At 46.8% G+C, this 19,233-nt stretch carries 16 protein-coding genes and 1 other RNA gene; 5 read left to right on the top strand and 12 right to left on the bottom strand.

Annotated elements, in window-relative coordinates; all coding sequences use genetic code 11:
• Positions 1-542: 542 nt before the first annotated feature.
• From gcvP to YWE_RS0112655, 7 genes are all read right to left on the bottom strand, one after another.
• A complete protein-coding gene (gene gcvP / locus YWE_RS0112690) occupies positions 543-3,422 on the bottom strand; it encodes an aminomethyl-transferring glycine dehydrogenase (RefSeq protein ID WP_029094878.1) in 2,880 nt (959 codons plus the stop codon).
• Positions 3,423-3,560: 138 nt separating this feature from the next.
• Positions 3,561-3,950: a glycine cleavage system protein GcvH gene (gene gcvH, locus YWE_RS0112680; RefSeq protein WP_029094877.1), complete on the bottom strand. Its 390-nt coding sequence runs from the start codon at positions 3,948-3,950 to the stop codon at positions 3,561-3,563.
• 77 nt (positions 3,951-4,027) lie between these two features.
• Positions 4,028-5,122 (bottom strand): glycine cleavage system aminomethyltransferase GcvT, encoded by a 1,095-nt coding sequence (gene gcvT, locus YWE_RS0112675; RefSeq protein ID WP_029094876.1) that lies wholly within the window; start codon positions 5,120-5,122, stop codon positions 4,028-4,030.
• Positions 5,123-5,523: 401 nt separating this feature from the next.
• Entirely contained in the window at positions 5,524-6,732 is a 1,209-nt protein-coding gene (gene ubiI / locus YWE_RS0112670; RefSeq protein ID WP_029094875.1) for an FAD-dependent 2-octaprenylphenol hydroxylase, read from the bottom strand.
• Positions 6,733-6,743: 11 nt separating this feature from the next.
• Entirely contained in the window at positions 6,744-7,925 is a 1,182-nt protein-coding gene (gene ubiH, locus YWE_RS0112665) for a 2-octaprenyl-6-methoxyphenyl hydroxylase (protein WP_029094874.1), read from the bottom strand.
• A complete protein-coding gene (gene pepP / locus YWE_RS0112660; protein ID WP_029094873.1) occupies positions 7,925-9,238 on the bottom strand; it encodes a Xaa-Pro aminopeptidase in 1,314 nt (437 codons plus the stop codon). Before pepP ends, ubiH begins: the two co-directional genes overlap by 1 nt.
• Before the next feature lie 72 nt (positions 9,239-9,310).
• Positions 9,311-9,886: a YecA/YgfB family protein gene (locus YWE_RS0112655; RefSeq protein WP_029094872.1), complete on the bottom strand. Its 576-nt coding sequence runs from the start codon at positions 9,884-9,886 to the stop codon at positions 9,311-9,313.
• Positions 9,887-10,234: 348 nt separating this feature from the next.
• Here YWE_RS0112655 and zapA point away from each other — a divergent pair, with 348 nt between their 5' ends.
• The 3 genes from zapA (at position 10,235) to YWE_RS0112645 (ending at position 11,489) form a co-directional block, all read left to right on the top strand.
• Complete coding sequence (gene zapA / locus YWE_RS0112650; protein WP_029094871.1) at positions 10,235-10,564, top strand: cell division protein ZapA; 330 nt, start codon at positions 10,235-10,237, stop codon at positions 10,562-10,564.
• Positions 10,565-10,666: 102 nt separating this feature from the next.
• Positions 10,667-10,850, top strand: a non-coding RNA gene (gene ssrS, locus YWE_RS29605) — 6S RNA.
• A 51-nt stretch (positions 10,851-10,901) separates the two neighbouring features.
• Positions 10,902-11,489, top strand: a complete 588-nt coding sequence (locus tag YWE_RS0112645; protein ID WP_029094870.1) for a 5-formyltetrahydrofolate cyclo-ligase — start codon at positions 10,902-10,904, stop codon at positions 11,487-11,489.
• Positions 11,490-11,768: 279 nt separating this feature from the next.
• Here the strand turns inward: YWE_RS0112645 and serA are convergent, their stop codons facing one another.
• Positions 11,769-13,001: a phosphoglycerate dehydrogenase gene (serA, locus tag YWE_RS0112640; protein WP_029094869.1), complete on the bottom strand. Its 1,233-nt coding sequence runs from the start codon at positions 12,999-13,001 to the stop codon at positions 11,769-11,771.
• Between the two features lie 345 nt (positions 13,002-13,346).
• The gene (rpiA, locus tag YWE_RS0112635) at positions 13,347-14,003 is read right to left on the bottom strand and encodes a ribose-5-phosphate isomerase RpiA (RefSeq protein ID WP_029094868.1); all 657 of its coding nucleotides are present in this window, start codon (positions 14,001-14,003) and stop codon (positions 13,347-13,349) included.
• Positions 14,004-14,171: 168 nt separating this feature from the next.
• Here rpiA and YWE_RS0112630 point away from each other — a divergent pair, with 168 nt between their 5' ends.
• Positions 14,172-15,065, top strand: coding sequence for a LysR family transcriptional regulator ArgP (locus YWE_RS0112630; protein WP_029094867.1), 894 nt, complete (start codon positions 14,172-14,174; stop codon positions 15,063-15,065).
• 6 nt (positions 15,066-15,071) lie between these two features.
• On the opposite strand, the gene YWE_RS0112625 is transcribed toward YWE_RS0112630, so the two are convergent.
• From YWE_RS0112625 to mscS, 3 genes are all read right to left on the bottom strand, one after another.
• On the bottom strand, positions 15,072-15,788 hold the full coding sequence (locus tag YWE_RS0112625; RefSeq protein ID WP_029094866.1) for an oxidative stress defense protein: 717 nt from the start codon (positions 15,786-15,788) through the stop codon (positions 15,072-15,074).
• Between the two features lie 115 nt (positions 15,789-15,903).
• Positions 15,904-16,524: an arginine exporter ArgO gene (gene argO, locus YWE_RS0112620; protein ID WP_029094865.1), complete on the bottom strand. Its 621-nt coding sequence runs from the start codon at positions 16,522-16,524 to the stop codon at positions 15,904-15,906.
• A 167-nt stretch (positions 16,525-16,691) separates the two neighbouring features.
• Positions 16,692-17,561, bottom strand: coding sequence for a small-conductance mechanosensitive channel MscS (mscS, locus tag YWE_RS0112615; RefSeq protein WP_029094864.1), 870 nt, complete (start codon positions 17,559-17,561; stop codon positions 16,692-16,694).
• 446 nt (positions 17,562-18,007) lie between these two features.
• Here mscS and YWE_RS0112610 point away from each other — a divergent pair, with 446 nt between their 5' ends.
• Positions 18,008-19,231 (top strand): hypothetical protein, encoded by a 1,224-nt coding sequence (locus tag YWE_RS0112610; RefSeq protein ID WP_029094863.1) that lies wholly within the window; start codon positions 18,008-18,010, stop codon positions 19,229-19,231.
• Positions 19,232-19,233: the final 2 nt, after the last annotated feature.

Raw genomic sequence — 19,233 nt, 5'->3', positions numbered from 1 at the left:
ATTTTTTATATATAAGAACAGTACCCTTCAGGCTTTACTGAATTGACCGCATAGCTGTCAAAATCGGAAACGAAGGAAATCCCTAAGTGACACAAACAGTGACATCTACGCCAAAAGCACAGTAAATAAGAAGATAACGACTTATATGGCGGGAATATAACATTAACCTTAAAGCCTTGGGTATGGTTATTCCGTTCAAGAGCGCTAAACAGGGCGCTATTGCCATATTTTCAGGCTTATGCAGAGATTAAATCGGGTTAAAAGCGTTGTATTTATACCCAAAATAATTCGAGTTGCATCGCGGCGGCAAGAGAGCAACAAATCTGTCTGGAACAGATTTGAACGCTGCTCGCAGCGGCCTCACTGAGGTGAGGCCCATGGATGGGCCGAGTAGTCCCGATGAGCTTACTCAGGTAAGTGATTCGGGTAAGTGAGCCCAGCCAACAAAGATGCAGCTTGATGTATGACAAATATAGAATATTAATCAGTCATAAAAAAAGCCCCCGTAAACGAGGGCCTGATAACATCAACACATGATACAGCTATTGATAAGACGCCATCGGCACACAGGAACAGAATAGATTTCTATCGCCATAAACGTCATCTAATCGTTTAACCGTCGGCCAGTATTTATTATTCAACACTGCCTGAGACGGAAACACCGCTAAATCCCGGCTGTAAGGATGTAGCCATTCCTGAACCAGTTCGGTCTGAATATGTGGCGCATTGACCAATGGATTATCATCCAAAGGCCACTCCCCGGCCTGTACTCGACGGATTTCATTGCGAATGGCCAACATTGCTTCAATAAAGCGATCCAACTCAGCCTTACTTTCCGACTCGGTCGGCTCAACCATCAAGGTTCCCGCTACCGGGAATGACATCGTCGGCGCATGGAATCCATAGTCAATCAGACGCTTGGCAATATCCATCTCGGTAATACCACACTCTTCTTTCAGCGGGCGAATATCCAGAATACATTCATGGGCAACTAAACCGTCATGGCCGGAGTACAGCACGGGATAAGAAGGAGATAAACGCTTGGCAATATAGTTAGCATTCAGAATCGCTACCTGACTGGCCATTTTCAGCCCTTCCGCCCCCATCATATGAATGTACATCCAACTGATAGGCAGAATAGATGCGCTGCCAAAAGGTGCGGCAGAAACGGCACCTAAGCGGTTAGTCACACCATCAATTTGAACCACGCTGTGCCCCGGTACAAACGGAGCCAGGTGCATTTTCACACCGATAGGTCCCATGCCCGGCCCACCGCCGCCGTGAGGAATACTGAAAGTTTTATGCAGATTCAGGTGAGATACATCAGCGCCAATATAGCCCGGAGTAGTAATGCCAACCTGCGCATTCATATTGGCACCATCCAGATAAACCTGGCCGCCAAACTGATGTACAATAGTGCAGACTTCACGGATAGTCTCTTCGTAAACACCGTGGGTGGAAGGATAAGTCACCATAATGCAGGACAGTTTATCACCTGCCTGTTGGGCTTTTTCACGCAGATCGGTTAAATCGATATTTCCCTGCTTATCACAGGCGACTACCACCACGGCCATGCCTGCCATTTGAGCAGATGCCGGATTAGTACCGTGCGCTGAACTTGGGATCAGGCAAATATACCGATCGCCCTGACCACGGCTTTCATGATAACGGCGAATGGTCAGCAATCCGGCATATTCCCCCTGAGCACCAGAGTTAGGCTGCATACATACTGCATCATAACCGGTAATTTGAGCCAGCCACTGAGAGAGTTGGGCAATAAGAATCTGATAGCCTGCCGCCTGCTCCGGTGGACAAAACGGATGAAGTTCAGCAAATTCAGGCCAGGTAATCGGAATCATTTCAGCCGCCGCATTGAGCTTCATGGTGCAAGAGCCCAGCGGGATCATCGCCTGATTCAGGGCCAGATCTTTACGCTCCAGCCGGTGCATATAACGCATCATCTCAGTTTCACTGTGATAACTGTTAAACACCGGATGCGTTAATATAGCGCTCTTACGCAATAGGCTGGCCGGAATACTATGGCTTTGAGCCATGCACTGGCGATCCAGCGCATCGATATCCATTGCAGTCTCTTTCGCTAACAAAATATCAAACAGCGTATTCAGATCGTCAACGGTTGTTGCCTCATCCAGCGTAATACCAACCGCACCATCAAGATCGGCCCGCAGGTTAACGCCAAAGCTTAGAGCTCGGGTTAATACCGCCGGCTTATCAGCGACTTCAACACATAGCGTATCAAACCAGGTCGCGTGCCGCAGAGTAATACCCTGCAGTTGTAAACCGGCAGCCAGAATATCTGTCAGGCGGTGAATACGCTGGGCAATGCGAGTAAGACCAACCGGCCCGTGATAAACCGCATAAAAACCGGCGATATTAGCCAGCAAAACCTGAGAAGTACAAATATTGGAGTTAGCTTTTTCACGGCGAATATGTTGCTCACGGGTTTGCATCGCCATACGCAATGCCGTATTACCGGCGGCATCCTTAGACACGCCGATAATCCGCCCCGGCATAGAACGTTTAAATTCATCTTTACAGGCAAAAAATGCAGCATGAGGACCACCATAGCCCATAGGAACACCGAAGCGCTGGGAAGAACCAAATACCACGTCGGCCCCCATAGCAGCCGGTGATTCTAATAACACCAGCGACATAATATCGGCAGCCACGCTGGTAATCACACCGCGAGATTTCAGCTGGTTTAATAAATCAGTGTAATCGTGTAACTCACCGGTAGTACCCGACAGTTGCACCAAAATGCCGAACAGATCGCTATTATCTAATGCCTGCTTTGCCTTACCGACAATGACATTAAAACCAAAGGTTTCAGCACGCGTTTTTATCACATCAATGGTCTGAGGATGGACATCATCAGCAACAAAGAAGCTATTAGCCTGCTTTAGCTTACTGGCTCTTTTGGCCATCGCCATCGCTTCTGCACCGGCCGTTGCTTCATCTAGTAATGAGGCAGAGGCTAAGTCCAGCCCGGTCAAATCCTGTGTCATTTGTTGGAAATTAAGCAGGGCTTCTAAACGCCCTTGTGAAACCTCCGGCTGGTAAGGCGTATAAGCGGTGTACCAACCCGGATTTTCCAACATATTGCGTAAAATCACCGGCGGCGTTAATACTGCGTTATAGCCCATGCCGATATAAGATTTATAGCGCTGATTTTGTGAGGCTATCGACTTTAACTCCGCCAGAGCCTGATGTTCAGTTTGTGCGTCACCGGTCGCTGGAGGATAAGGTAATTGAATATCAGCAGGGACAATAAGCTCAGTCAGTTGATTTAGCGTTTTGGCGCCGACAATCTCCAGCATCTGTTGGCGTTCTTCTGCCGAAGGGCCTATATGGCGCTCAATAAAGGATTCGCCATGTTCGAGTTGTTTAATGGTTTGGGTCATCGGGGAGTTCCTGAATTCGTTCTATAAAACCGCCGCGTCTGAAACACATCATCCTGATACAAATAATACTGCCACCGCGGATAAAAAGTTCTAAAGCAAAACGCCCTGTAAATCGGTTTTACAGGGCGCTAAGGTAAATTAATCGTCTTCTAAGGTTGCGGTGTAAGCTGCAGCATCGAGCAGCGCAGCTAACTCACTTTCATCGCTGGCTTTAACCCGGAACAGCCAACCGTCATCATAAGGAGAGCTATTGACCAGTTCAGGCGAGTCGGATAAAGGTTCATTAACCGCCACGATCTCACCGCTGATAGGGGCATAAATATCTGAAGCGGCTTTTACTGATTCAGCAACCGCGCACTCTTCACCAACAGAAACCTGCGAGCCAAGCTCCGGCAATTCGACAAACACCATATCGCCTAACAGGTGTTGCGCATGGTCAGTAATACCTACGCTGTATATTCCATCGCCTTCAAGACGAACCCATTCGTGAGATGTCGCAAATTTCAAATCGGTAGGTACATTACTCATTTCGTTCTCCATTTTTCTTATGGCTATTTAATACCAACTAAATATATTGACCCTGATAACTCAGGGCTGTGACATATCTATATCAGTGACTTACCAAAGCGTACAAATCCGGGCTTAACCACCTGTACCGGAACTTCACGGTTACGGATAGGTACAATAGCGTGATCAACGACTTCGGCAGGTACTCGGGCAAGCGCAATGCTAAACCCTAGCGTAGGTGAAAAAGATCCGCTGGTAATCACGCCTTCATAGCTATTACCGGCCGCATCTCTGAACTTAACCGGTAATTCATTACGCAGCACGCCCTTTTCAGTCATAACCAGACCAACCAGTTTTTCAGTACCGGACTTGCGCTGTACTTCCAGCTTTTCACGACCGATAAAATGACGATCGGCAGGCTCCCAGGCAATGGTCCATTCCATATTGGCAGCCAGGGGAGAGACGCCTTCGTCCATCTCCTGACCGTATAAATTCATACCGGCTTCCAAGCGCAGAGTATCCCTCGCCCCCAATCCGCAAGGCTTAACGCCTTGAGCCATAAGTTTTTGCCAATAATCATCCAGCTGTTCAGCCGACATCATAATTTCATAGCCGGCTTCACCGGTATAACCGGTAGTCGCAATAAACAGATCGCCGGCCTGAACGCCAAAGAATGGCTTCATACCGCTAATCGTGCTGCGCTGGTTATCATCTAATAAGGCGGCAACTTTATCTTTAGCTTCCGGCCCTTGAACCGCTATTAAACCAAGATCGTCCCGTACATGCAGTTCAACGGAGAAAGGTCTGGCATGCTCAACGATCCAGGCTAAATCTTTTTCACGGGTCGCTGAATTAACAATGACGCGAAAATAGTCTTCTGCCAGAAAGTAGACAATCAGGTCATCAATCACCCCGGCAGATGCATTAAGCATTGCGCTATACAGCGCTTTGCCCGGCTGAGTTAATTTAGCCACATCGTTAGCCAGTAAATAGCGCAAGAACTCGCGGGTTCTGGCACCATGCAAATCAACAATGGTCATATGAGAAACATCGAACATCCCGGCATGCTGGCGCACCGCATGATGTTCATCGATTTGCGAACCGTAATTGAGCGGCATCATCCAACCGTGGAAATCCACCATTCGGGCACCGCAGGCAACATGTCGATGGTATAGAGGTGTCTGTTTAGTCATTATTTCCTCTTAAAATACGCTAATGTCGTGAAAGGCATCTTCAGCTCTGGCAAATGTCAGCCTGACAGGCGTCGATAACATTCAACGATTCATGTAATCATAAGTTAACGAAATTGTTAATTATTATCGTAATATGTGAATAATTCCTATCATGCAGCAGTTTTAATTTTTAAACTGCGTTTTTCTGCACAGAAATGGGTATTGGTTTTGAATTGATTAGATGAAGGTGGTCAGAGAATGATAGTAAAGCAATTAATAAATAAGGATTTTTCACTAAAAATGGATTAGAAAAACTAATGAATCAACCGGGGAGTTATTAGAATATTTCATATGTAACTGAAACTATTAACCAGTCGACGTTGACCGCAGCCTTTGCTGCGGTCAACGTTTATCGTTCAGGCTTAAACCTTCGCCCTTAGCCACTCTGGTAAATCTCCTAGCCCCATCGCCTGATGCACCAAATGCGGCTTAACGCCCGGCAGGGTATCAGCAAGCTTAAGGCCGATATCACGCAGCAATTTCTTCGCCGGATTATCCCCGTCAAACATCTGTTTAAAGCCCTGCATGGCGGCCAGCATCATGGCTGCGCTTTGTTTACGGCTGCGCTCATAGCGGCGAAGATAAAGGTAGTTGCCAATGTCTTTACCCTCTTTCTGTAGTCGCTTAATTTCAGAAATCAAACCGGCTGCATCCATAAAGCCTAAATTAACGCCCTGCCCGGCTAAAGGATGGATAGTGTGGGCCGCATCGCCCACCAAAGCCAAGCGATGAGCAGCAAAGCTACGGGCATAGCGCGCAGTCAGCGGAAAGACCTCGCGCTCACTTTCAACGTTACAGCGGCCAAGGCGACTGTCAAAAGCGATCGCCAATTGATAATTAAACTGAGCCTCGTCCAAATATTTCATTTGTTCGGCTTTTTCCGGTGCAAGTGACCAAACGATAGAACATAAATCAGGCTGCCAAAGTGGTAAAAAGGCCAGAATACCATCGCTATGGAAAACCTGTCTGGCGCAGTCATTATGAGGTTCGTCAGTACGAATAGTCGCGACCAATGCATGGTGACCGTAGTCACGGAAGGTCAACGGAATATCCGCATGATGGCGTAGCCATGAATGAGCACCATCGGCCCCGACAAGTAAACGTCCGCTCAGCATCCGGTCATCATCAAGCGTAACAAAGGCTTCATTTTCACCTCTGACCGCCTGTTTGAGTTTTGCCGGAGCCAGTAGGGTAATATCCGGACTGGCCGCGGCTTTTTGCCATAGGGCTTTCTGAATAACGACATTCTCAATAATGTGGCCTAAGTGAGTATGACCGTAATCATCAGCGCGAAAGGCGATATTGCCAAAGCTATCGCGATCCCAAACGTCCATTGAGGAATAAGGGCTGGCACGCAGCCCGGTGATGCCTTTCCACACACCGAGGTAATCCAAAAAGCGCTCGCTGGCGGCATTAATGGCAGATACCCTCAAACTCGGATGTGCAGGCAACTCATCATCCGGTTGGTGATTTTCAACCACCGCAATACGCAGGCCATTTCCCTGAAGTCCACAGGCTAATGCCAGTCCGACCATTCCACCGCCGGCAATAATTACATCATAAGAGTGCATAAACGATTACCCTATCGTTTAACCCAACCAAGGGTTCGGTGTGCAAATGGCAGCCGAAGTAACTCACAGCTGTCCATGGCGATTAATCCAAGATTTCGAGCGACAATCAACGGACCGTAGCGATTAGCAAACAGATGAATCAAGCCATCCGTTAAGCCTATAGTGGCTTTGTGATCGGGCTGACGGCGTTGACTAAAACGGTGCAATACCGCGTAGCTGCCTAAATCTTCCTGTTGTTTAGCCGCACTGGCTAAGGTTTCAGCCAGAGACATAACGTCACGCAGGCCAAGGTTAAATCCCTGACCGGCTATCGGATGTAAAGTTTGTGAAGCGTTGCCCACCAGCGCCAGGCGGTGGCTGACAGGCTGTCTGGCCGTGCGCAATCCTAATGGATAACTGTGTCGTTCCCCGACGGACTCAATCGCGCCTAAACGCCAGCCAAATACCTGCTGTAACTCTTTGGCAAAGGTTTTTTCATCCCATGCCATCGCTTCACTTTGACGATCCTGATTCATACACCATACCAGCGACATGCGGCCTTTAGACATCGGCAACAGTGCAACCGGCCCTTCTGGCGTAAAACGTTCAAAGGCTTTACCCTGGTGAGGTAGCTGAGTGCTAACGTTAGCGATAACAGCAATCTGCTGATATTCATCCTGTGTCCACGTCATTCCTAATGCAGAAGCAACGCAAGAGTAAGAACCATCGGCAGCAACTAGCACAGATGCAGATAAACGTTCACCGTTGTCCAAAACGACGCTTGCGCTGTCAATATCGCGGCTAACATCAATCACTTTGGCAGGGCAATGAACCCTGACATTCGCTGCCTGTTTAAGCAGTGAGAACAGGCGGCTTCCTGCATGGTGTAATTCAACTACCTGCCCTAGCGCCGGCAGTTGGTAATCAGATGCTTTCAGAGTCACCATGCCGGTATGACCGCGTTCACTCACCAGAACGGTATTAATGGCTGTGGCACAGTCAGCAAGCGCCGGCCAGATGCCAATTCGATCAAGCTGTTGGCAGGTTCCCTGAGCTAAAGCGATCGCCCGGGCGTCGAAGCCCGGATGCTGGCTCGACTCTGATGAGATAGCTTCAATCAGGTCAATGTTAACGGTTCCGCCGCTCAGTTTCGATAAGGCCAGAGCCAGCGTTGCGCCGGCCATTCCTCCGCCGACAATAATGACCGAATTCATTAGCGAGCCCCGGCCATCAAGGCTTCAATATCATCCGGATCTTTGATGACATCGGCGGTAAAGATCTCACTGCCGTGCTCGGTAATCAAAATATCGTCTTCGATACGAATACCAATACCCCGGAACTCAGCCGGTACATTAGCATCGGGGGCAATATATAACCCCGGTTCGACGGTTAAAACCATACCCGGCTCTAACTTACGATCTCTGGTTGAGGAACCATAGTCACCCACATCATGTACATCCAGCCCCAGCCAGTGGCTTAAGCCATGCATATAGAAACGCTGATGCGCCTTCTCGGCGATAAGTTGATCAACATCCCCTTCCAGCACGCCGGCATCAACCAGTCCATGTAACATGATCCGAATAACCTGTTCATTGGCATCGCGAATGCTGTTACCAGCAGTCAGTAAAGAAATAGCTTTGTATTGAGAGGCTAAAACAATGTCGTAAATCGTACGCTGAGCCGGACTAAACTTGCCGTTGACCGGGAATGTACGGGTGATATCACCCGCATAGCCCAGATATTCACATCCGGCATCAATCAGCACTAAGTCGCCGTCTCTGAGCTCTGACTCATTCTCGGTATAATGCAGAATACAGCCGTTCTCACCGCCACCGACGATCGTGTTATAAGCCGGATAACGCGCCCCGTGGCGGGTAAATTCATGATGTATTTCAGCTTCCAGATGATACTCAAACATGCCCGGGCGACATTTTTCCATCGCCCTTGTATGGGCCTGAGCGGTAATCTGGCCCGCTTTGCGCATTACCGCTATCTCTTCTACTGACTTAAATAAGCGCATTTCATGCAGCCACGGACGCCAGTCGGTCATGGTTACCGGAGCCCGTAAATTTTGACGGGAGCCATTACGCAACTTATCCATAGCAGCAAATACGATGCTATCAGCATAGTCATATTGTCCCTGAGCGTGGTACACCACGTCCAGACCGTTCAATAACAAATGAAGCTGTTGGCGAATGTCGTCATAAGGCAGTGCCCGATCGATCCCCAACTTCTGCGGAGCGGCATCTTGGCCTAATCGACGACCAAACCATGTTTCAGCGGTTAAATCACGAACTCGGTTAAATAAAACGCTGTGATTGTGCGTTTCATCGCTCTTAATCAGTATCAGAGCCGCTTCCGGCTCGTTGAATCCGGTGAGATACCAAAAATCGCTGCTCTGACGGAAAGGATATTCTGAATCCGCACTACGGGTTTGTTCCGGCGATGCAAAGATAATTAATGCACTGCCCGCAGCCATTTTAGCCAACAGGGCCTGACGGCGACGTTGATACTCTTGTAATGTCATCATAACTCCATCCTTCCGGCATTTTTATTGTTGTGATACAAAAACAGCAATATCGGTAGATTACGCGGTAAATCAGTGCAGCGTTGGCCTAACGTTTTCAGGAACCACGGTGTTCAGTGGTGAAAACTCACTGTGACACAGCATTGCCGCCATACGCACATATTCACTGACTTCTTCAAGAGACTGTTCTAGCTCCTCCTGATCTTCATCTTCGTCATAGCCCAGTTGACCTATATTGCGCAGATCGTCAATAGCTTCGCCAACTTCATCTTTTACCCGATCTAATTTCGGCTGCATAACGCCAAGCCCGAGCAAGAAATGGTTAACCCAACCGGACAGTGCATCAACGCGTTCAAATAACGGAGCTTCATCGTCAGGCAACAGCATCTTAAAGCTGAAACCATCGTCTTCCAGCGCCTGCTTTGCCTGATCGTATAACTGCTTCACCGGAGCGGCGAGAGTCTGACTAAACGCAATCCCTTCATTAGTTAAATCATGGAGTAAAACTATCCAGCCGCTATCATTACTGCCGCCGCATACCATGCCGCTAATCAATCCATGCATTTCAGCGGCAGTCATGCCAACATTGCTTTGCTTTAACGCTGTATTCAAAGATAAATAAGAAGGAAGCGCGTTCTCGGTCATCATGCGTGATTCACCATCGTTGATAAGATAAGTTCATGCTATGCTACCACCAAGAGCAGATCTGATGCCATAAGAGGCACACATCTTAAGCCAGTTTCAGGATTTTTAACTTTCGGTATCTGAGAGCCATTATGGCGGTCTGTGGTTCGATTAAACAGGCGCCGGTAAACAGTTGACCGATAGTTTGATATAATGCCCGCGTTTAGAGGTCGGTTTATCCGACTTACGGGCGCGAAAAAGATACTTAGGATATCGACTCGTCTCTCATATTGATTGGATCCCTCTGGGTTTACCATGACGAGTGTCATAAGTGAGTGTAACAATGCAGTCGGAATTCGGCAGGAAGGTGACATGTCAGCACAACCGGTAGATATACAAATTTTCGGCAGATCTTTACGTGTAAACTGTCCGCCAGAGCAGCAAGAAGCGCTAAATAAAGCCGCTGAAGAGCTAAGCGAACGGTTGCAAGATCTAAAAGTTAGGACTAGAGTCACTAATACAGAACAGTTAGTATTTATTGCCGCCCTCAATATTTGTTATGAGCTGGCACAAGAAAAAACCAAAACTAACGACTATGCTGAGAATATGGAACAGCGAATTCGTATGCTACAAGAGACAATTGAGCAAGCATTAGTCGAACAGAGTTTGATATCACAACGTCAGGGTGCAAAGTTCGAATAATTTTCCTATAATCCCTGACAAGATGTTATATAGTGACAACAAGTAGTAAGTTGTAGAGCTTTAAGAATTCTGGAAATCGTACCGGTTACGGTTTCTGAACCAAATTCTCTGAGGTGTGCGTTATCGGGCCAGTCCCCTGAGCCGATATTTCATACCAAACGAATGTGGAGCCCTACCGCCTGTGAGCATGCCCGGTCCGTCCGGGAAGCCTGATGGCAGTAGATTCGCGTTCACCTTGAACCAAGGGTTCAAGGGTTACAGCCCGCGACGGCACCTCGGAGATCTCCCTTCTATTTTTCATAACGTCTAATTTTCATGGCATATCCGGTTACCCGACATGACATCTGAAATTCCTTCACGAAAAAAAATTCGACAAAAAATCCGCCAGTTACGTCATAATCTAACGCCACAACAACAGCAATCAGCCGCAGAACAAGTTCTTAATAGGCTCACTCAACACCCCAAAATTCAGGCCGCCCGTCATATTTCGCTGTTTATTTCCTTCGATGGAGAAATCAATACACGTCCGATCGTTGAGGCATTCTGGCAACAAAAAAAATATGTCTACCTGCCGGTATTACACCCTTTCAGCCGTGGAAACTTATTATTCCTGCATTACACGCCACAAACGACCATGGTCGCCCATCCGTTTGGCTTAGTCGAACCTAAACTCGATGTGCGTCATGTGCTTCCGGTCGCCGAACTGGATGTGATTATTACGCCGATGGTGGCGTTTGATACCCGAGGGCATAGGTTGGGTATGGGAGGCGGCTACTATGACCGTACCCTAGAGCACTGGCAGCGTAATCAAACCTACCCGATTGGCATTGCTCATGACTGCCAACGGGTTGATTTACTGCCGAGTGAAGATTGGGATATACCGCTGCCGGAAATCATTACCCCGTCGCAAAGTTGGAAGTGGTAAGCCATAGCGGAATTGAGTCAAAGTAAAGGCGGCCATCAGGCCGCCTCAGACTGCTGACAAACGCCCGGACATCAGCGTTTTGCTCTTAAAAAGCTTAAACGTAGGGAAAGAAGCCCGGAGCCCACAGTACTCAAAAACATCGCCCTTCGGCCGCTAGGAAAAATCAATATTCCGATGCTAACTATGCGGACGAAATTCGCGCTGAAATCAAATTAAACCACTTTGTCATCACTCTAAGGCGGCCATCAGGCCGCCTTATTACAACACCATCTGACACGATCAGAATAATAGTCTGGCGCGGATGGTTCCCTGAATCGACTTCATATGATCCAGCGCTTCATCTGCACGATCGGTTTCCACATCAATAACCACATAGCCAATATCAATATTGGTTTGCAGGAACTGCGCAGCGATATTGATACCTTCTTCGGCAAAAATCTGGTTAATCTGATTCATCACACCCGGGCGATTTTCATGAATGTGCAGCAGACGACTGACATTTTCAGACGGCGCAGGCAGTGAAACCTCCGGGAAGTTAACCGCTGACAGCGTTGAACCGTTATCAGAATACTTAGCCAGTTTACCGGCAACTTCAGTACCGATATTCGCCTGAGCTTCTTGGGTTGAACCGCCAATATGTGGCGTCAGCAAGACGTTATCAAAAGCACTTAACGGAGAAATAAACGGATCCTGATTAGATGCCGGCTCAGTCGGGAACACGTCAATTGCCGCACCGGCTAAGTGATTACTTTCCAGTACTTCGCACAGCGCCGGGATATCAACAACGGTCCCGCGGGAAGCATTGATCAAAATCGCTCCCGGCTTCATCAGAGCCAGCTCTTTTTGACCCATCATGTTTTTGGTACTGCCGGTTTCCGGTACGTGTAACGTCACGACATCACTCATATTGAGCAAATCAGACAGATGACGAACCTGATTGGCATTACCTAGCGGCAGCTTATTTTCGATATCATAAAACATCACGTTCATACCGATAGATTCGGCCAGAATACCCAGCTGAGTTCCGATATGCCCGTAACCGATAATACCTAAATTTTTACCCCGAGCTTCGTATGAACCGACGGCAATTTTACTCCACTCACCGCGATGAGCCTTAGCGTTAGCCTCAGGAATACGACGCAGCAGCAGTAAAATTTCACCTAACACCATCTCAGCCACTGAACGGGTATTTGAGAAGGGAGCGTTAAATACCGGAATACCGCGTTTAGCCGCTGCGTGCAGGTCTACCTGATTGGTACCGATACAGAAACAACCGATAGCCACCAGCTTTTCGGCCGCAGCCAGTATATCGGCAGATAAATGGGTGCGGGAACGAATCCCGACAAAATGCGCGTCACGAATAGCTTCTTTTAGCGCTGCATCATCCAGAGCGCCTTTATGATATTCAATATTGCTATAGCCCGCAGCCTTCAGGTTGTCTACCGTACTTTGATGAACACCTTCAACAAGCAAAAACTTAATTCTCTCTTTTTCTAATGATACCTTTACCATTTCCGGAACCTTGCCTTATGATTATTTTTTAAACCCTGTCCAGCCAACATAGCAAATATAGAAGTTACGGCAATACAACCGATTGCTTATTCATCAGCAGAAGAAATATGGGAATGTTTTAAATTAGGTGGTTTATTCTGGTTTAGCCAGAGAAGAGTAGAAGCTTTCTGATGCAGTCGCGCTAAATGTGACATATATCACTAAATTAAAAATATTTTAAATAGATGTAATTTATTTTAAATAACGATAGAAACAGGCTAATAACGTTAGCCTTCCAGCCGCCACGTCGACAGCGGCTGAAAAACCAATCGACTATGTTAAAACCACTTATCTTATTGCAACCTGTTACTCAATGACTTTCACACCGTCAGGCGTACCAATCAGGGCAACATCAGCACCGCGGTTAGCAAATAGACCAACGGTAACGACACCAGCGATATTGTTAATCTTATTTTCCATCTCAATGGCATTCATAATATTCAGATTACGCACGTCCAGAATAATATTGCCATTATCGGTAACAACGCCCTGGCGATATTCAGGTAAGCCGCCAAGCTTCACCAGCTCCCGGGCAACGTAAGAACGGGCCATCGGAATCACTTCTACCGGCAGAGGGAATGCGCCCAAAATATCAACTTGCTTAGAGCTATCAGCAATACAGATAAATTTACGCGCAATAGCGGCAATAATCTTCTCGCGAGTTAACGCCGCCCCACCGCCTTTGATCATTTGCATATGACCGTTGATTTCATCTGCACCATCAACGTAAATATCCAGAGAATCTACATCGTTACAGTCAAAAACTTGAATGCCGAGTTGCTTAAGCTTAGCCGTTGATTCATTCGAGCTGGACACAGCGCCTTCAATTTGGTGCTTGATCGAACCTAAGGCATCAATAAAATGGGCTGCCGTTGAGCCAGTACCCACACCTACTATGGTGCCGGGACGCACATATTCTAATGCTGCCCAACCTACTGCCTTTTTAAGTTCATCCTGAGTCATGGGGTATTTACCTATGCTGTCAAAAGTGAGCCTATTATAGAGCAAGCCAACACCGGATACAGTTAAACCGATCAGAAAGATACGACATCAATAAAAATATGGCATAGTGTAAATAACTGCTGAGTAAAAGAATAAATACGGTCGGACCTAAACGGAGAATACATAGGAATGAAACGCCCAGATTATCGCGTGCTTCAGGCGCTGGATGCCGTCATCCGTGAGCGCGGTTTTGAACGAGCAGCACAAAAGCTTTGCATCACCCAATCGGCCGTATCTCAACGTATTAAACAGCTAGAGTACCTTTATGGTCAGCCGTTGCTAATTCGAACAGTGCCGCCAAGGCCGACCGAGCAAGGGCAGAAACTACTAGCCCTGTTACACCAGGTTGAATTATTAGAAGACGAGTGGCTCAGTGATGAAGGCAGCGTTGAGTCCCCGTTACAGCTCTCTTTGGCCGTCAATGCGGATAGTCTGGCAACCTGGCTGTTACCGGCATTAAAACCTGTGCTATCAGATTCACCGATTCGTCTTAATCTACAGGTTGAAGATGAAACTCGCACTCAGGAACGTTTACGCCTGGGTGAAGTTGTTGGCGCGGTGAGTATCCAACCTCAGGCCCTACCTCGCTGTCTGGTCGATCAACTCGGCGCTCTGGACTACATTTTTGTCGCATCACCGGATTTTGCCGCGCGTTATTTTCCTCATGGCGTCACTCGCCCTGCGTTATTAAAAGCACCGGCAGTGGCATTTGACCATCTGGACGATATGCATCAGGCCTTTTTACAGCAAAACTTTGACTTACCGCCGGGCAGCGTGCCCTGCCATATAGTCAGTTCATCAGAGGCTTTTGTGCAGTTAGCTAAGCAAGGAACCACTTGCTGTATGATTCCGCACTTACAAATTGAGAAAGAACTGGCTAACGGAGAGTTAATGGACTTAACGCCGGGATTATGTCAGCGCAGGATGCTTTACTGGCACCGATTCTCGCCGGAAAGTAAGATTATGCGGGGAGTCACTGACGCCCTGTTAAGCTACGGGCGTCAGGTATTAAGACAGATTTAGATCGGATTACGGTTTAATATCAAATACCACATCAACCTGATCGTTAAAGCTGATGCTTTCCTGCTGGTAAGTCTCTTTAGCGCTGGTTGATGACACTGAATCAGCCTTATAGCTACGCAGCATCGGAGCTGGCGATGAGCTCGGTGCACGATAGCGAATACTGAAAACCGGTCCTAACGTCACACCAAAATCTTTAGCTAAGTCTTTAGCCTGAGTCACAGCACTATCTACCGCTTTCTTTCTGGCCTCGGCACGGAATGCCTCATCTTTGGCAACGCCAAGGGTGATATCTCTGATTTCATTCAGTCCGGAGGAAAGTGCACCGTCTAATAACGTATTCAGTTTATCTAAATCACGAACGGTCACCTTAACCTGGCGTATCGCAACGTACTCTTTATCTGCTTTGCTGCTACTGACACCGCTATTATAGCTGTAGTCCAAACGGGTTTGAATATTCGCCGCAGCAATATCAGCCTTGGCTATACCATTCTTCTCAAGAAAATCCATATACTTAGCAACGCGCTCATCATTTTTCTTCTTAGCAACTGACGCTTCTTTGTTGGTGACTGAAACTTCAATTAACAGCGTTGCCATATCAGGAGCAACATCAATTGAGCCGGTTCCGGTCGTCACAATATGCGGACCTTCTGGCAGTTCAGCTGCCTGTACCGCCAGTGGTAACATAGCAACCATTGCCGCCATGGCTAACGTTTTTAATTTCATTACTTCCCCTTAGGATCGACTCATACAGTGCGCAATGCTACGCAATCCACTTAAGACAACGCCAATCGTAAAAAAATTCCAAATAAAAAAGCGAATGCGCTATTAAATGATGAAGTTACTGCACAAATAACGCGTGCTTCGCCAGTTGAAAAGCAATAAACCACATCACTGAACCTATGGCAAAATTAATTCCACGTTGGGCCTGGCTTTTCTGTAGCCACGGCGCCATCCATGATGAAAGCAGTGCTAATGAGAAAAACCAAATAATAGATGCAGAAACGGCCCCCAGCGCAAACCATAGCCGTAAATCGCCAAATTGCTCTCCCAAACTGCCTAAAACAACAACGGTATCGAGATAGACATGCGGATTAAGCCAGGTCACTGCCAGTACGGTAATCATAATCCGATAACGACTGTGAGAGGTTGTGGTATCCAGGTTAAGCTGAGCGTCGCCCGGGCCAAAAGCGGCTCTAAATGCTCCCCAACCATACCACGTTAAAAAAGCGACGCCGCCCCATGTAACCATTTGCAGCAGTAAGGGAGACTGCGCGAGTAAAGCACCACCACCAAATACGCCAAGGGAGATAAGTATTGCGTCACTGATAGCACAGAGTGCGGCCACCATCACTGCATACTGGCGTCGGATCCCCTGCGATAATACGAATGCATTTTGCGGTCCGATTGGCAAAATCATCGCCATTCCCATCACGATCCCCTGAAAATACGTCAGCAGCACTTTATTCCTCACTTTCATTAACTTATCGGTTTAATTGCCGCATAGACTACCGTGAGTTCAAAACGCTGAGAAATGGATAATTCTTATTGGTCATTAGGCTAAGCTAATAATGTTAAGCAGAGTTTTATCAAGAGACTCCCATTACAGAAGTCTCTCGTTATCACTATTTAGCGAGGTGATGGTGAAGATGGCTCGGCACTGCGGTACAAATGCACATCCATTTGCGGGTAGGGTAAGTTAATTTTGTTGGCATCCAAAGCCCGCTTAAAATTCTCCAGCAGGTCAAAATTGACGTCGCCAAAATCACCATTTTTAACCCAAACCCGAACCACAAAGTTCAGAGATGATGCCGCCATTTCATTCAGGCGTACCGTAATGCCTAAATTTTTAAGAATACGGGGATCTTTATCAATAACTTCAGTCAATACCGCTTTAACACGGTCAATATCAGAGTCATAGCCAACGCTAACGGTCATATCCAGCCGGCGATTTGGCTCACGTGAAAAGTTGATAATCTCACCGGCAATCACCTTACCGTTAGGAACTACCACCATTTTCCCGTCGGCCGTTGACATGGTTGTTGAGAAGATATGTATGCTGGTAATCGTACCGCTAACAGCGCCAAAAGTAATAAACTCCCCCACCCGGAACGGACGGAAAGTCACTAAAATCACCCCGGCAGCAAAGTTAGCCAGCGATCCTTGCAATGCCAAACCTACGGCTAAACCGGCAGCACCCAATACCGCAATCACTGATGCGGTCTGAACGCCAATATGCCCCAGAGCAGCAATAAGAGTAAAAGTAATAATGGCATAGCGAGCCAATGTAGAAACAAACTGACTGACGGTAGAATCAATAGCCCGGGCATCCATCAGACGAATGACTATTTTGGCGGCAATGCGCGCAATAATAAAACCAATGATGATGATGACAAATGCAAAGGCTAAATTTATTGCAGAATCAATTAAAAAAGTCTGGTTCGCCGCCAGCCAGGTTTCAAACTGCGTCAGATGTTCATCAATGCTGGTATTAACCATAAAAAAATCCTCTTCTATTTGGTGAGAGAATAGAAAACAAAACGCCAGTTGAAATGTAATACACAACTGATTGTCTTAATAAAGATCATCATTATAGGAAATAATATTAATTCTCGCCAAAATAATCCTCTGATAAAACTATTCAAAATATTTCTACCATAGAAAATAACGATTCATATACAACGCATTATTATTAGAAAAAATTGAATACCCCTATATATAACATCCTTATTATTGATTATTTATTATTCTATTTTCATGTCATCGAGTGAGATTCAAATTACAGCGGCTATTGACAGCAATAAAGGATTCAACGTAGTTTAACTCTCTATTAAATTAGCATTCCTTACGCAAACCAAAATACTATTAACCAACATCAGACTTATCATTAGAATTAAACACCAAATCAATCGATAATCTGGCATAGATAAAAATGGATGTACCCAATGTCACAGATGTTAGCTCTGCTATTAATTGTAGCAATTTTATATATTGGAGATGCTATCTCCGTTAGAACTAAAGCGTGGATCCCATCCGTTTTCGTTTGCGCCGTATTATTTCTTATTGGGTATTGGACATTCTTTCCAAAAGATATTGTCAGCGTTGCCGGAATTGGCACCCCGGTTGCAGTCATGATGATGTATTTGCTCATTACGAATATGGGCACATTGCTTTCTCTCAAAGAATTAGTTAATCAATGGAAAACCATCGTCATTTCTCTGGCGGGCATTGCCGGGATTACAGCGGCAGTATTTGTCGTATGTATGATTATGTTCGACCTTAATACGGCGATTGTGACTATTCCTCCGTTGGTCGGCGGTATTGTTTCATCGATTATCATGTCGAAAGGTGCGGCTGATGCCGGGCTGGTAGACCTGTCCGTTTTTGCTATCCTGATTTATGTTATGCAAGGATTTGCCGGCTATCCGCTAACCGCCATCATGCTACAGCGGGAAGGTAAGCGCGTATTGAAGAAATATCGGGCCGGCCAGTGGAAAGACGATAGCGTAGCGCCGCCCAGTGATAAACATGAGCCAACCACAATAGTCGCTGAAGACAAAATGCCGCGTTTATTCAGCGCCATTCCTACTCACTACAACACCAGCTACTTTAAATTCTTCCGGCTGGCAGCGGTGGCTTATCTTGCCTATTTGGCTTCATCGGCAGTATCCCCTTTCGTCAGCATTAGTCCGTTCGTACTTTGTCTGTTGTTTGGTGTTATTGCCGCTTCATTCGGTTTTCTGGAAAAGCAGCCGTTACAAAAAGCCAATGGTTTTGGCTTTGCCGTCATGGTTCTGATGCTGTTCATTTTTGATACGCTGAATAAAGCTACGCCGGAGATGTTATTACGCCTGCTATTCCCGATGGTTATTCTGATTGCGACCGCCATTATTGGTATGTTTATCGTTTCATGGATTGTCGGCAAAATATTAGGTGTCAGTATGGAAATGGCTTTTGCTATCTCTTTGACTGCGCTGTACGGATTCCCTGCGGACTACATCATTACCAATGAGGCTATCACGGCCCTGACTAAAGATGAAAAAGAGCGCCAAGTGTTAACTAATCACATGTTAGGGCCTATGCTTGTTGGAGGATTTATTTCGGTTACCATGGTGTCAGTAGTGATGGCGGGCATTATGGTGGGATACATTACGCCGGTTGCAGGATAAAA

It is taken from the genome of Budvicia aquatica DSM 5075 = ATCC 35567 (assembly GCF_000427805.1).
GTDB lineage: Bacteria > Pseudomonadota > Gammaproteobacteria > Enterobacterales > Enterobacteriaceae > Budvicia > Budvicia aquatica.
This window is presented reverse-complemented; position numbering and strand designations above follow the sequence as displayed.

Bases quoted from the DNA above. Each gene is read 5' to 3' on its own strand.
- gcvP (WP_029094878.1), bottom strand. From the start codon at position 3,422: ATGACCCAAACCATTAAACAACTCGAACATGGCGAATCCTTTATTGAG.
- gcvH (WP_029094877.1), bottom strand. From the start codon at position 3,950: ATGAGTAATGTACCTACCGATTTGAAATTTGCGACATCTCACGAATGG.
- gcvT (WP_029094876.1), bottom strand. From the start codon at position 5,122: ATGACTAAACAGACACCTCTATACCATCGACATGTTGCCTGCGGTGCC.
- ubiI (WP_029094875.1), bottom strand. From the start codon at position 6,732: ATGCACTCTTATGATGTAATTATTGCCGGCGGTGGAATGGTCGGACTG.
- ubiH (WP_029094874.1), bottom strand. From the start codon at position 7,925: ATGAATTCGGTCATTATTGTCGGCGGAGGAATGGCCGGCGCAACGCTG.
- pepP (WP_029094873.1), bottom strand. From the start codon at position 9,238: ATGACATTACAAGAGTATCAACGTCGCCGTCAGGCCCTGTTGGCTAAA.
- YWE_RS0112655 (WP_029094872.1), bottom strand. From the start codon at position 9,886: ATGATGACCGAGAACGCGCTTCCTTCTTATTTATCTTTGAATACAGCG.
- zapA (WP_029094871.1), top strand. From the start codon at position 10,235: ATGTCAGCACAACCGGTAGATATACAAATTTTCGGCAGATCTTTACGT.
- YWE_RS0112645 (WP_029094870.1), top strand. From the start codon at position 10,902: ATGACATCTGAAATTCCTTCACGAAAAAAAATTCGACAAAAAATCCGC.
- serA (WP_029094869.1), bottom strand. From the start codon at position 13,001: ATGGTAAAGGTATCATTAGAAAAAGAGAGAATTAAGTTTTTGCTTGTT.
- rpiA (WP_029094868.1), bottom strand. From the start codon at position 14,003: ATGACTCAGGATGAACTTAAAAAGGCAGTAGGTTGGGCAGCATTAGAA.
- YWE_RS0112630 (WP_029094867.1), top strand. From the start codon at position 14,172: ATGAAACGCCCAGATTATCGCGTGCTTCAGGCGCTGGATGCCGTCATC.
- YWE_RS0112625 (WP_029094866.1), bottom strand. From the start codon at position 15,788: ATGAAATTAAAAACGTTAGCCATGGCGGCAATGGTTGCTATGTTACCA.
- mscS (WP_029094864.1), bottom strand. From the start codon at position 17,561: ATGGTTAATACCAGCATTGATGAACATCTGACGCAGTTTGAAACCTGG.
- YWE_RS0112610 (WP_029094863.1), top strand. From the start codon at position 18,008: ATGTCACAGATGTTAGCTCTGCTATTAATTGTAGCAATTTTATATATT.